Raw genomic sequence first — 12,422 nt, 5'->3', positions numbered from 1 at the left:
GCGACCATAGGAGTTCTGGGTCCGGCGCGTGCAAAAACCTGACGCTCGATGCGGATTTTTCGAGAACCGGCGGGCCGCTCAGGTGTCCGACGCCCCGTCGAACGGCGTCGCCAACTCGAGTAACTGGACGAGAATCCGACCCGTGGCCCCCCAGACGGTGTAGCCGTCGACGCGGAAGTAGTGGACCACGATATCGCCGTAGTAGGGGTGATCGCGTCGCTCGAACTCGTAGTTATCCGGATCGAGCAGGTCGGACAGCGACAGGAGCACGATTTCGGCGACTTCGTTGTCGTCGCGTTCGTACTCTCTGTCCGGAACGCGGGCGACGAACGGCGTGACCGCGTACTCGCTGACCGTGCGGATGTCGTCGAGTTGGCCGACGAGTTCGGCTTCGGTGGGGTCGAGGCCGATCTCTTCGTTGGCTTCGCGGAGTGCGGTATCGAGAATGGAGTCGTCGATCGGCTCGGCCCCGCCGCCGGGAAAGCTCATCTGCCCGGGGTGGTCGCCGAGGTGGTCGGCGCGGCGGGTGAACAGGAGGTGGTCCTCGTCGTTGCGGTCGATAATCGGCGCGAGTACCGCGGCGTTGAACTGCTGGTCGTCGATCCCGACGGGTTCGTGAGCGGCGACCGGTTCGAGGGTGAGCCGCCGGCTCATCTCACTCGAGCGCCTCCGAAATGGTCCGGCGCGCGGGCGCTAAATCGAGCGGTGCCCAGGCTTCGAGATCGTAGCTCACGTCGAGCAGGTGTGACAGTCGCTCCTCGTCGGCCGATTCGGTGGCTTCCGCGACTGCATCGTCGAACCGTTCGCGGGCGCTCTCGCCGAGTGCAGTTCGGTCGAGTTCTCGTCGCTCGACGTCGAGGATGTGGGGAACGTCCTCGGCGTGGTCCGGAACGGTTGGAAACGCCGTCGGGCCGGCAACCAGGAGGGGTGCCGTCGGTTCCGAGGGAGCGGTGACGGCGGTCGGCGGGGAGCGAACGAGTGCGAACGACGCGAGTGCACCGTCGATCGTCTCCTCGAGTGCCGTCTCGTTGACGGACTGGCCGTCCGCACGGAAGGCGGCCTCCGAGAGGGCGCGGTCGAGTTCTGTCCTCGTCAACCCGCCGAAGAGGTCGACGACGCCGGCCAGTTCGTCGGCGGTCGCATCCATACGCGGTGTAACGGGCGGTTCGCTGATAAAGATTGATAGCCGCCAGTCGCTCACAGCGCGGCGTCTGAGTCGCTCGTGATCGATTGTGATTGATCGCCCTAATCGTCCGCGCTCGTCTCGAGCCGCGTCGCGTCGTCGAGCCAGGGCCGGGACGCGGCGAGAACGGATGCCGGTTCGACCGGTGCATCCGTCCACTCCGGCAGTCGCTTGTCGAGGCCGGGCGGTCTGATCGAGTCGGCGTAACGCTCGAGTTGGTCCCGTTCGGCCGCCGGATCGTACGCGAGTTCATTGAACGCGGCGTCGGCGCGGTACTGGTCGATCAGTCGCCGGCCGGCGGCCAGGTAGCGCTCGGGAAGCGTCTCGTAGTTCAGTTCGACGCCACCCTCCTCGAGGACGCGACAGAGCGTCGCCGCGACCTCGCGGCTCATCCCCTCGAGTCCGGTATCACCCGCGACGGCACGGTGATCGTGGACGTGTCGCCCGAGGTCGACCTGTGCGCTCCCCTCGAAGCCGGCGTGTTCGAACGCGTCACCGAGAATACCGACTTCGAGTCCCCAGGCCTGCGGCGCGCGGAGACGACGCGCAAGGTCGGCAGTCATCGCGAACTCGCCGGCCAGCGCGTACCGGAACGAGTCGAGGTACGAGAGCACATCCGCGTCGTGTTCGTCGCGCACTGCGCGAAGCAACGGGCGATAAAACAGTCGAAACAGCCGCCCGTAGAGGCGGTTCTGCTCGATGCGCGCGTAGTAGCCCTTGGTGAACTCGAACTCCTGGTCCATCGCCAGCGGCGCGATCAGCCGGCGGACGTGGGTCGCCTCGTAGCTCCGGGCATCAGCGTCGTGGACGACGATGAACTCCGCGGATTCGGTTGCGGGTCCGAGTGCGAGCCACACGTCGCGGCCCTTGCCCGTTCCCTCGCCGTTCGGGAGGCCGGCGTCGGCGAGCACGGCTTCGACGGCGGGGGCGTTACACCAGAGAACCCGAATCGGCAGCGAAAACGAGGCGAGCCACTCGCGAAACGGCTCGATCCGATCGGGGTCGGCACGGACGGGCACGAAGACGGCGGCGGGCGCGGGGTCGAGACGCTCGAGTTCGGCCAGGACGCGGGCGGCGGCGGGGCTGTCGTGTTCGCGCCCGGCCATGGGGACGACGATGGCGGTCTCGCGCAGGCGGTCGTCCGTGGGGAACTCGGGTTGCCGGTCGTGTTCGCGCTCGTACTCGCGCTCACCAGCGGGAGCGGTCTCCCCAGACTCGCGCGCTGTCTCCGCACGCTGTCCCCGACGGGTGCGCTGGGGCCGCTGGGTGGGTTGGGTGCGGAAATCGTGGAGCGTCGCGATCCGCTCCTGGACGTACTCCATCGGTAGGGTGTTCGGCCGAATCGATAAAACGTCCACGACTCTCGCTGAGACCTGCTCTCAGCAATCATGTTTTCGAGTTTACAGAAGCTCGGGCCACTACCCCACTCACGGCGTTCGATACGGTCCCGCAAAGCCCTGGTCTTTTTCTTCTAGACCTTCCTACGTAGTGAACATGAAATCTGTCCGGAAGGCGCTGCGCGAGGGTAAACTCGACAAAGACACGTACGATCGGCTCGTCTGTGCCGATTGCGAGAAACCGTTGAAGACCGAGAACGATCCGGATCAGATCAAGACGGTTCGAATCTGTCCAGATTGTGATACGGAGTGGAAAGAAATCCGGTAGCTACTGGGTCGGTTCTGTCGCAGTTCGGGATGTTCGGTGCAGTCTCGGTGGAGTTGATTTCGGTTCCGGTCCCAGTCCCGTTCCCGTTCCCGGATCAGTTCGGTGTCGCTGTGGAGTCCGATTTCGACCACGACTCTCTCGACTTCCGGCGGGTTCCGTTCGCCGTCGCTAGCGGTGATCGCGCGCGAGCGACTGCCGGGAAACTGCTTTTAGGGCCGTTCGTCGTCAACGGGGGTACGGTGTAGCGTGAGCTACGATGCACTCTCCGAGCGACTCTCGGTCGCCTTCGACAGCGAGGACGATGGTGGAGGGAGCGACGAAAGCGGCGTCCACGTCGTTTCGCTCCCCGATGGCAGCGTCGACTACTTCTACAGCGTCGAGGACTCGCAGGGAAGACGACTCGACACGCCCGCCGCGTTCGGTCGGCGGCTCACCGACGGCGAGACGACGTTCCCGCTCACGCCGACCGATACCCGACCCGGCGGCCAGGCGACCAACGCAGCGATGCAAATCCACGAACTCGGCGAGCGGGCGACGCTCGTCGGCCACCTCGATCATCCCGTCTTCGACGACCTCGGATTCGAAACGTACTCGATGGGAACGCCGGCGACGATCAACGTTCTCGAGTTCAGCGATGGCGACGTGTTGCTTCCGGAGCCGGGTCCGGCAGACGACTGGACGATAGCCGCTCTCGACGCCGTCGTCGACTGGCCCGACCTGATTCGCGCAGACGCGTTCTGTTGTGTCAACTGGGTCTCAGTCCGCGGTCTCACCGATGTCTTCGACCGACTCGCGTCGACCCCGCCCGCGACCGACTCCTTCCCGATCGTCGTCGATCCCGGCGCGATCGGCGTCCACGACGAGGCGGCCGTTGCAGCGTTCTTTCGAACGCTCTCGGAGACGGACGCGGTCGACCCGCTCGATATCGTTTGCAGCGTCAATCCGGCGGAGTTCGACCGCGTCGCTGCGGTTCTCGATATCGACGACGACCGGTCACACCTCGATCGACTCGCCGCGGCGCGAACTGCACTCGGCGTTCACACCATCGTCGTCCACGGTCCCGAGGCAGCCCGTGCGGCGACGCCGGACGGCGTCGTCTCCGTCGACATGCTCGAGACGGTGACGACGAAACGGACGACCGGTGCGGGCGACCGCTTCTCCGGCGCATTGGCCTGTGCGCTGGCGCGCGGCTGGTCGACTGAACTCGCGCTTGCACTCGCCAACGCCTGCGCTGCACACTTCGTGGCGACTGCAGAAACGGCGACGCCGGGTGCGCTCCGCGCGTTTCTCGCGGATCGCGAGAGACAGTAACTGACCGCGGCTGCGTCCGCAAGGACGAGCTACCGCTCGCCGGACAGCGCCGAAAAGAGCTGTTCCTCAAATTCGGTTTTGTCGATGCCGTCAGCCGGGCCAAGCCCGCGCATGTGCTCGACCGAGAGCTGGCCGCCGCCCATCCGCGCGTGGCCGCCCGCGTTGGCCATCGGAATGTCGCTGACCGCGTAGCGTAACGTCTCACCCATGTGCACGCGGTCGTCCCGCGAGCGCCCGGAGAGATGGATCGTCCCGTCGTTCTCGCCGTAGACGACGACGGCAGTAACCCCTTCGAGTTGCATGAGTTCGTCCGCCGCCTGCGGGATCGCGTCGGTGTTCGAGACCGCTCCGACATCGCAGACCGCAAACGAACCCTCGACGCGCTTTTCGGTGATTGCCGTCGCCTTGATCTGTAACACGTCATCGCTCACCTGCGGGTTTGCGATCCGTTCGAGCAGATCCTCGTCGAGTTCGCCGAACAAGGTTCCACAGGCCTCGAACTCGGCGCGCGAGCAGCCGTTCGTCAGGTGGTTCGTATCGGACTGGATGCCGTAGAGGAGTCCGGTTGCGAGTTCGGCCGAGAAGTCGGGATCGGTGTCGTCGTCCGTGCCAGCGCCGAGATCGTCGAGATACTCGACCAGCAGGGTCGCAGCGGCACCGTAGTCCGTTCGAACGTCGGTAAAATTCGTCCCGGTCCCGTTGCCGGGGTGGTGATCGACGACAGCGACCGGTTCGACCGTTTGTGCACCCGTAAAGCCACGCGCCGTGTTGTGATCGACGAGAACGACCGCCTCGCTCGCGAGCGCTGAACTCGAGGCGATCTGATCGAGATCGAGGCCGAGAACGGTTCGGAACGCGCGGTTTTCCTGATGGCGGATCTCCCCGGGGAACTGCAACGTCGTGTCCGTGTCGACCGCGTCGGCGATGGCATCGACGGCCATCGCACACGCCATCGCGTCCGGATCGGGGTTCGGATGCATCAGGACGGTTACGTCGTCGTACTCCGCAAGAACGGACTGGAATCGAGCGCCCGGTGGACGGCGAACCCAGCGGACGAACCACCAGCCACCGAGGACGAGTCCGACGGCTACGAGGACGACGAGCGAGAGAACGAGGGGGTCGAGCGCCTGTGCCGAGTCGATGGCGCGCTCGACGGCCGCGACCAGCGGCTCCGCCTCGACGAACGCCACGTCCGCCGAGGCGTCCTGGAAGTCCATACCGGACACTCAAATTCAACAACCAAGAAATTTCCCCCATTCGTGACGGTTTTTGATCCGGGTATCGTCGCTCGGATCGCTATCGACCGGTCAACAGCTCCACTACTCGAACACGCTGCCGGTTGATCGCCCTTGCCAGCACGTTGCCTACCGAACCGCCTCGACCGCCTCCCGATACCCCTCCCGGAACGTCGGATAGCTGAACTCGTACCCCAACTCTCGGAGCCGGTCGTTTCCGCAACGCTTGCTCGTCAGAATCCGACGACGCGCCGGTTCCGAGAGGTCGCCCGCCTCGAGTCGCTCCGCCTTCGTCCGTTTCGGCGGATACTCCTGGTCGCAGGCGTCGGCCAGCCAGTCGGCGAACGTCCACTTGTCGACGGGTTCGTCGTCGACGACCTGGACGACCTCGCCGCGAGCGAGATCCGCATCGAGGAGAACGCGAACCGCACCAGCGGCATCGTCCCGATGAACCATGTTCAGGTACCCCGCCGTAACCGGCCCTTCGAGGTACCGCTCGAGGCGGTACCGGTCGGGCCCGTACAGCCCCGCATAGCGAACGACCGTCCCGTCGATACCGAACTCGGCGGGATACTCGAGTGCAATCTGCTCCGCCTCGGCGAGCACTTCGGTTTTCGGCGTCGTCGGCTCGATCGGCGTGTCCGAGCCGACCCAGTCCCCGTCGTGATCGCCGTGAACGCCCGTCGAGGAGGTGTAGACGAGCCGGTCCGGCGGCGTCTCGCGCTCCCCGAAGGCTTCGATCGCCGTCCGAAGCCCGTCGACGTAGATTTCGCGCGCCGCGTCAGCCCCCCTGCCGCCGCTGCTCGCCGCGAAGACGATCGCATCAACGTCCGGGACCGCCTCGAGTTCAGCGCGGTCGGTCACGTCCGCCTGGACGGCCTCGAAGCCGGCGGCCTCGATGGCGTCGAGTCTCGCGTCGGAGCGTCGCACGCCGATCACGTCGTGGCCGCCGGCCGCGAGTTGTCGGCCGAGTTCGAGCCCGACGTAGCCACAGCCAAGCAGCCCAACGCGCATTGCGGTCATGCGATGAACTCGCGGGTGCGGAGATATAATGACTGTGACTGGGGCTGTGTTTGTGATCGTGATTGGGACTGTAACTGAGGTTGTGTCTGTAATCGTGGCCGTGAGCGTGACTGCACTCGATGCGAGTCACCGCGGGAGCGGGACTCACCCGGTCTGCTGTCCCGAGTTTCCGGCACAGCTGCGACCGTTCTGCGGCGTCACGGCTGTGCCGGCACTGACTGTTAGAAGTTCGTATCAGGGGGCAGCGTCCACGATCACGAACTGAAGGTGAACGTACTCCTCGAACGACATTGGCGCACGCCGTTCGAGTTTCTGTTGGATCTCCTTTGCATCTAACTCGAGTTCGAGTTCGCTCTCGACGGCGTCCACGTCGAGGACGGCGGTGGACATGCCGAGCAGCAGGTGTTCGCAGGCCATCGTGACGACGGTGTCGGCATCGGGAGCGGATTCGGCGCGGGCCTGGATCTCGGCGGCGTCCTCGAGTGAGAGGGAGCCGACCGTCTCGTGACCGAGATTCGCGAGCGTCTCGCGGTCGAGATCCGTCTCGTCGGCGAGTTCGTCCGCGCCGTGTCGGTCGACGATCGAGGCGAGATCGGCGGCGTACTCGGCGCGCAGATCGGCGGGCGTGTCGGGGGCCGTCATCCGCTGTTCGTGGAACATACCGGGTGTGACTGTGGGCTGGCACAAGTGGATTGCCATTCGAGCGTTCTGCGGCGACCGTCGTGAGCGGCGGCGCTGAACGGCACTGGGCCCGTAAACAGGTGCGTACACCGGAACGTTCAACACGGTGCACTTATACGATATCTGTATGAAAGTTGCCCTGATCGGAGTCGGTCAGGCCGGTGGGAAGGTCACGGAACGGCTCGCTCGATTCGATGCGGACATGGGCTTTGGTGCCGTCCGTGGTGCACTGGCAGTCAACTCCGCGAAACCCGACCTCCAGTCCCTCCAGGTCGTCGACACGCAACTGATCGGTGCAGACCGCGTCAACGGCCACGGCGTCGGCGGCGATAACGAACTCGGAACCGAGATCATGCAGTCGGACATCCAGCAGGTACTCGGGTCCTTGGACGGCCGCGTGACCTCGAGCGCCGAGGGTATCTTCGTCGTCGCCGGGCTCGGTGGCGGAACCGGTAGCGGCGGAGCGCCGGTCCTGGTCCATCACCTCCAGCGAGTCTACGACGTCCCGGTATACGCCCTCGGCGTCCTGCCGGGGCGCAACGAAGGCGCGCTCTACCAGGCCAACGCCGGCCGCTCGTTAAAGACCATCGTGCGCGAAGCCGACGCGACGCTCCTGATCGACAACGACGCCTGGCACGAGCAGGGCGAAAGCGTCGAGGGTGCCTTCGAGACGATCAACGAGAAGATCGCCCGCCGAGTCGGCCTGCTGTTCGCCTCCGGCGAGGCCGTCGAAGGCGTCGGTGAAAGCGTCGTGGACTCGAGCGAAGTCATCAACACGCTCCGAAGCGGCGGCATCGCAACGCTCGGCTACGCGAGCGAAATCGCGAGCGACGATAGCGCCGAGAACATCAGAACGGCGATGACGGTCTCACGCCAGGCGCTGTTGACCGGAACGAGTCTGCCGGACGCGACGACGGCCGACTCCGCCCTGCTCGTCATCGCCGGCGATCCCGAGAAGATCCCGCGGAAAGGCGTCGAGAAGTCACGGCGCTGGCTCGAGGACGAAACCGGCAGTATGCAGGTTCGAGGCGGGGACTTCCCGCTCGAAAGCGATCGTCTCGGCGCGCTCGTCCTCCTCGGCGGGGCCGAACGCTCCGCTCGCATTCGGGAGTTCATGGAGCGCGCACGCGAGGCAAAGCGCGAACAGGAACGCGAGGAAACCGACCACGTCGAGCAGTTCACCGACGATCGGCTCGAGAACCTCTTTTAACTCCGCCGCCACCCTGCGGACTCGGCGGCCATTTATAGGCCGCGCCGATCGCGAAACACGAACGAGCGCGGGCGGAATACGACCCCTGATAACGGTTTTCACGGGGTCTACGACCGGTACATTTAAATTGCAAGCACCAGTAGACACCGTTACCAGAACGCCACCGGGGCGCGTATCGCTCGACGATCGATGACAGGAAATCTTATTCACCGGGATTTCGCAGATTGTGAGCGATCGCTGTATACAGGACTACGATCGGAGGCGTGGCGACACACTGTCACCTCGCTTCGACCGTCGCTACTCCGGTGCGGGTATGGCACAGAGGTTTGACTAACACATGGTAGACGAATCGAAAAACATCGAACTGACAGACGACGACCTCGAAAACAACTCCAAAGGACAGCTCATCAAGATGGCCGGCCAGCTTCGAGACCGGCGAAACGATCTGAACCAGATGGCCTCCGAACGGGCTTCCAGCCGCGACGACCTAAACGCCAAGACGCGCGAAAAGGTCGACGAAGCCCAGGAACACCGCGAAAAACGCGACGAACTGAACGAGAAGGTTCAGGAACACAAGGAGAGCCGCAACGAACTCAACGCCGAGGCCAACGAACTCTTCGACAAGGTCGAGAAGCTCAAGTCGGACATGGAACTCGACGAGGGCAAGGACCTCGAAGAACTCGAAGAAGAAATCGAGAAACTCGAGTTCAAACAGCAGACCGAAGTCCTCTCGAGCGAGGAAGAGCAGGAACTCATCGAGAAGATCGAGAACAAGCGCGAGGAGTACGAAGAGCGCAAGGGGAAACTCGAGCAGAACGAGGATCTCGAAGAACTCGTCGAGGAAGCCGAGGAAGTTCGCTCTGAAGCCTCCCAGCACCACCAGAAGGTCACGGAGCTTGCGGACAAGGCCCAGGAACATCACAACCAGATGATCGAGGCCTACCGCGAGGCCGACGACATCCGTGACGAAGCCGACGAGATGCACGAGAAGTTCGTCGAGGCCCAGGAAGCGGCCGACCAGCACCACGAGGACTTCGTTCGCGTCCAAAAGCGCCTGCGCGAACTCGACAAGCAGGAAGAAGAAGAGCGCAAGTCCGAACGCGACAAGAAGAAAGAGGAAGCCAAAGAAGAAGCCGAGGAAATCTATCAGAAGTTCAAGGAAGGCGAAACCCTCGATACCGAGGACCTGATGAAGCTCCAGAAGACGGGGCTGCTCTAAGGTCGTCTGCGCTCGCTCGATTCGTCTCACGGTCGAGTATGGCATGTTTTGCGTTTCGTATTTCGCGTTTCACGTCCCGCGTCCACGTTTCGCGTTCTGCGTTCGACCGTGGTCTCGGCTGCGAGCGTCGCTTGCGTGCAGTTACCTAGAGCACCCTAGACACGGCACGAGCGTCGCCTGTGGACGGCAACGATTAACAGGACAGCACACAGACAGAGCAGTATGAACCGAGGTGGAGCCGTTGGTCGAGGCGCAACGAGCTAATCGACTCGCCGTCATCGTCGCGGGGACCGTCGTCGTTGTAATCGCCAGTCTGTGGCTATTCCTCGTCTATCCCACCACGCTCGCCGAACTCTTCGGCGTCGTGATCGCGCTCGGCGTGATCCTCGTCGGGATCCGGTTTGCGGGGACGATCGCAGCATCGCTGTTTCCCGACTACGACGTCGCCGAGGTTGCGATCGACGGGCCGATCACCCGCGACGGCGGTGGCGGACCGCTCCCGTCACGCCCGCAGTCGACGCCGGCCGATGACATCGTCGATCAGATCGACCGGGCCGACGAGGACGACCACGTCGACGCGCTCCTCCTGAAGCTGAACACGCCCGGCGGCGAGGTCGTTCCGAGCGAGGACATTCGCCTCGCAGCCGAGCGCTTCGACGGCCCGACCATCGCCTACACGACTGACGTCTGTGCAAGCGGCGGCTACTGGATCGCAAGTGGCTGCGACGAACTCTGGGCGCGCGACGGCTCGATCGTCGGCTCGATCGGCGTCATCGGCTCGCGGGTCAACGCCAGCGAGTTCGCCGAAAAAGTCGGCCTCTCCTACGAGCGCTTTGCCGCCGGCGAGTTCAAGGACGCCGGCACGCCGCTGAAAGAACTCGACGAGGACGAACGCGCCTACCTCCAGGGACTGATCGACGATTACTACGAGACGTTCGTCGACCGGGTCAGCGACGGCCGCGATCTGGAACCCGAGTTCGTCCGCGAGACGGAAGCCCGGATCTACCTCGGCGAGCAGGCCCACGAACTGGGGCTCGTCGATACGCTCGGGACGCGACGCGAACTCGAAGACGAGTTGGCGGAGCGACTTCGGACGGACGAGGTGACGGTCGAAGAGTTCGAGCCGGAACGGCCGTTGATGACACGCCTCGGAGCGGGAGCACAGCGGGTTGCATACGCGTTTGGGGCCGGGGTTGCCGGGATCGCAGACGACCACGAGTTCCGGCTTCGGTTGCGAAACTGAGTCGGTGCTTGCTGCTCGCCACTCGGAGTGGTGCCCACCGCGTGGTACTTGCGTGATGCATAGTACTGCGGCGGACGGGGGTATGCCCGCGAGCAGCCCGCAGGCACGTTGCGATAAATGGTTTTATCGTCGTACGGAATGCACGGATAACCGTGACAACGCTGGTCGTCTGTCTCGACCGGACCGACGACGTCGGTCGGAAGACCGGGCTTCAGTCGCCGATCGTCGGCTGGGAGGCTGTTCGGGCTCTCGTTACCGATATCGGACTTGCCGACCCGGAGGACTCGGGAGTCAATACGCTTCTCGAGACGCTGCGGGTCGGCCAGAACCTCCGCGACGAGAACGAGGAGGCGATCGTCGCGGTCGTCTCCGGTGACCGAGAGTCGATGGTCTCGGCGGACAGGGCGGTCGCCCGCCAGCTCGACGACCTCATTGCACAGCACGACCCCGATTCGGCGGTCGTCGTCATCGACAGCGGCGAGGACGAACGGCTGGTTCCGATCGTCGAAAGTCGCGTTCAGGTCGACTCGGTCGATCGGGTCGTCGTTCGGCAGGCCCGGGATATCGAGTCGACGTACTACCTGCTCAAGCAATTTCTCGCCGACGAAGAACTCCGACAGACGATTCTGGTTCCACTCGGACTGACGTTGCTCGTCTTCCCGATTCTTGCGATGGTCGTCGCCCCAGCAGAGGGGGCCGCCGCGATTACGACCGTTATCGGCCTGTTCTTGCTCTACAAGGGGTTCAGCATCGACGAAATCATAACCGGGTTCGCACACCAGGTGCGCGAGTCGCTTTACTCCGGACAGGTCTCGGTCGTCACCTACGTCGTTGCAGCGGGGCTCACGCTCGTTGGCTTCTTCGTCGGCGCACTCGGCGTTTCGAATCTCGATGGTTCCACCGGAATCGGCATTCCTGCGGTACAGTTCGCGTTCGACAGCGTTCCCTGGTTGACGATGGCCGGCCTTACCGCGAGCGCCGGGCGACTGTTAGACGAGATCATCGGCGAAGACCCGGTTCGGCGATCCTACCTCAACCTCCCGTTTATCGCCGTCGCCGTCGGTCTCGTCATCCGCGGCTTCTCCGCGTACTTCCTCGAACAACAGCAGTTACTCTCCTCGATTACGATCGTGGAGACCGAACTCGGGCCGCTGACCGTCGAGGGATTCTCGCTTGCGCCGGGCGAACGGCTCGCCGTCTTCGTCATCAGCGCGATTCTGGTGAGCCTGATCGGAGCCTGGATCGCAACCGCAGTGAGCAGTTCGGACGACGGCTCGTCCCCAGGGTCAGGATCAGGACCAGGTTCAGGAACCGGTGACGGGAACCCGAGAACCCGTCCTCAATCAGAACTCACGGACGGCGGACCGGGATCAAACCAACCCGCGTCGACGACACCGCCGTCAGCCGACGTCGAGGTTGTAACCGACGCCGACAGCACCGAGTTCAGCGACGGTGAAACCGAAACTGAAACCGAAACTGGACAGCACGCTAGGGCTGGCAGTGCAGATACCCGCACCGGTTCGAACGCCGACCCGGAACTCGAGTCCGAGGGCGGGGACGAATCTGACGATGGCCGCGAGCACACCCAGACGGACGCGTCCGAACCCGATGCCGAAGACCGCTAATCACCCGCGACTCGTCACGCATTTACT

12 protein-coding genes are annotated in these 12,422 nt (G+C 64.1%); 6 read left to right on the top strand and 6 right to left on the bottom strand.

The window, feature by feature from the left end; all coding sequences use genetic code 11:
• Window positions 1-78: 78 nt before the first annotated feature.
• The 3 genes from C480_RS05180 to C480_RS05170 all read right to left on the bottom strand — a co-directional run bounded on the left by C480_RS05180 (window position 79) and on the right by C480_RS05170 (window position 2,505).
• A complete protein-coding gene (locus C480_RS05180) occupies window positions 79-654 on the bottom strand; it encodes an NUDIX hydrolase (protein ID WP_006664570.1) in 576 nt (191 codons plus the stop codon).
• A 1-nt stretch (window position 655) separates the two neighbouring features.
• Entirely contained in the window at window positions 656-1,147 is a 492-nt protein-coding gene (locus C480_RS05175; protein WP_006664569.1) for a DUF7109 family protein, read from the bottom strand.
• Window positions 1,148-1,245: 98 nt separating this feature from the next.
• Window positions 1,246-2,505, bottom strand: coding sequence for a glycosyltransferase family protein (locus C480_RS05170; RefSeq protein ID WP_006664568.1), 1,260 nt, complete (start codon window positions 2,503-2,505; stop codon window positions 1,246-1,248).
• A 172-nt stretch (window positions 2,506-2,677) separates the two neighbouring features.
• On the opposite strand from C480_RS05170, the gene C480_RS23745 reads away from it, so the two are divergent.
• Complete coding sequence (locus C480_RS23745; RefSeq protein ID WP_006664567.1) at window positions 2,678-2,848, top strand: HVO_0758 family zinc finger protein; 171 nt, start codon at window positions 2,678-2,680, stop codon at window positions 2,846-2,848.
• A 246-nt stretch (window positions 2,849-3,094) separates the two neighbouring features.
• Window positions 3,095-4,159, top strand: a complete 1,065-nt coding sequence (locus tag C480_RS05160; RefSeq protein ID WP_006664565.1) for a PfkB family carbohydrate kinase — start codon at window positions 3,095-3,097, stop codon at window positions 4,157-4,159.
• Window positions 4,160-4,188: 29 nt separating this feature from the next.
• Here C480_RS05160 and C480_RS05155 read toward each other — a convergent pair whose 3' ends face one another.
• From C480_RS05155 to C480_RS05145, 3 genes are all read right to left on the bottom strand, one after another.
• Window positions 4,189-5,376, bottom strand: coding sequence for a DHH family phosphoesterase (locus C480_RS05155; protein ID WP_006664564.1), 1,188 nt, complete (start codon window positions 5,374-5,376; stop codon window positions 4,189-4,191).
• 147 nt (window positions 5,377-5,523) lie between these two features.
• Window positions 5,524-6,408, bottom strand: a complete 885-nt coding sequence (locus C480_RS05150; protein WP_049903244.1) for an SDR family oxidoreductase — start codon at window positions 6,406-6,408, stop codon at window positions 5,524-5,526.
• 243 nt (window positions 6,409-6,651) lie between these two features.
• Window positions 6,652-7,077 (bottom strand): DUF5791 family protein, encoded by a 426-nt coding sequence (locus tag C480_RS05145; protein ID WP_006664562.1) that lies wholly within the window; start codon window positions 7,075-7,077, stop codon window positions 6,652-6,654.
• 148 nt (window positions 7,078-7,225) lie between these two features.
• On the opposite strand from C480_RS05145, the gene C480_RS05140 reads away from it, so the two are divergent.
• From C480_RS05140 to C480_RS05125, 4 genes are all read left to right on the top strand, one after another.
• Entirely contained in the window at window positions 7,226-8,308 is a 1,083-nt protein-coding gene (locus C480_RS05140; RefSeq protein ID WP_006664561.1) for a tubulin/FtsZ family protein, read from the top strand.
• Window positions 8,309-8,645: 337 nt separating this feature from the next.
• Window positions 8,646-9,527 carry a coiled-coil protein gene (locus tag C480_RS05135; protein ID WP_006664560.1) on the top strand — a complete coding sequence of 294 codons (882 nt, stop codon included), beginning with the start codon at window positions 8,646-8,648 and terminating at the stop codon, window positions 9,525-9,527.
• A 241-nt stretch (window positions 9,528-9,768) separates the two neighbouring features.
• Window positions 9,769-10,770 (top strand): signal peptide peptidase SppA, encoded by a 1,002-nt coding sequence (sppA, locus tag C480_RS05130; RefSeq protein ID WP_049903333.1) that lies wholly within the window; start codon window positions 9,769-9,771, stop codon window positions 10,768-10,770.
• Window positions 10,771-10,922: 152 nt separating this feature from the next.
• On the top strand, window positions 10,923-12,395 hold the full coding sequence (locus C480_RS05125) for a DUF373 family protein (protein WP_006664558.1): 1,473 nt from the start codon (window positions 10,923-10,925) through the stop codon (window positions 12,393-12,395).
• Window positions 12,396-12,422 lie beyond the last annotated feature (27 nt).

Source organism: Natrialba aegyptia DSM 13077 (assembly GCF_000337535.1).
GTDB lineage: Archaea > Halobacteriota > Halobacteria > Halobacteriales > Natrialbaceae > Natrialba > Natrialba aegyptia.
Note: the sequence above shows the minus strand (reverse complement) of the source record. Positions and strands in the feature narration are given on the sequence as shown.

Bases quoted from the DNA above. Each gene is read 5' to 3' on its own strand.
- C480_RS05170 (WP_006664568.1), bottom strand. From the start codon at position 2,505: ATGGAGTACGTCCAGGAGCGGATCGCGACGCTCCACGATTTCCGCACC.
- C480_RS23745 (WP_006664567.1), top strand. From the start codon at position 2,678: ATGAAATCTGTCCGGAAGGCGCTGCGCGAGGGTAAACTCGACAAAGAC.
- C480_RS05150 (WP_049903244.1), bottom strand. From the start codon at position 6,408: ATGCGCGTTGGGCTGCTTGGCTGTGGCTACGTCGGGCTCGAACTCGGC.
- C480_RS05140 (WP_006664561.1), top strand. From the start codon at position 7,226: ATGAAAGTTGCCCTGATCGGAGTCGGTCAGGCCGGTGGGAAGGTCACG.
- C480_RS05145 (WP_006664562.1), bottom strand. From the start codon at position 7,077: ATGTTCCACGAACAGCGGATGACGGCCCCCGACACGCCCGCCGATCTG.
- C480_RS05135 (WP_006664560.1), top strand. From the start codon at position 8,646: ATGGTAGACGAATCGAAAAACATCGAACTGACAGACGACGACCTCGAA.
- C480_RS05175 (WP_006664569.1), bottom strand. From the start codon at position 1,147: ATGGATGCGACCGCCGACGAACTGGCCGGCGTCGTCGACCTCTTCGGC.
- C480_RS05155 (WP_006664564.1), bottom strand. From the start codon at position 5,376: ATGGACTTCCAGGACGCCTCGGCGGACGTGGCGTTCGTCGAGGCGGAG.
- C480_RS05180 (WP_006664570.1), bottom strand. From the start codon at position 654: ATGAGCCGGCGGCTCACCCTCGAACCGGTCGCCGCTCACGAACCCGTC.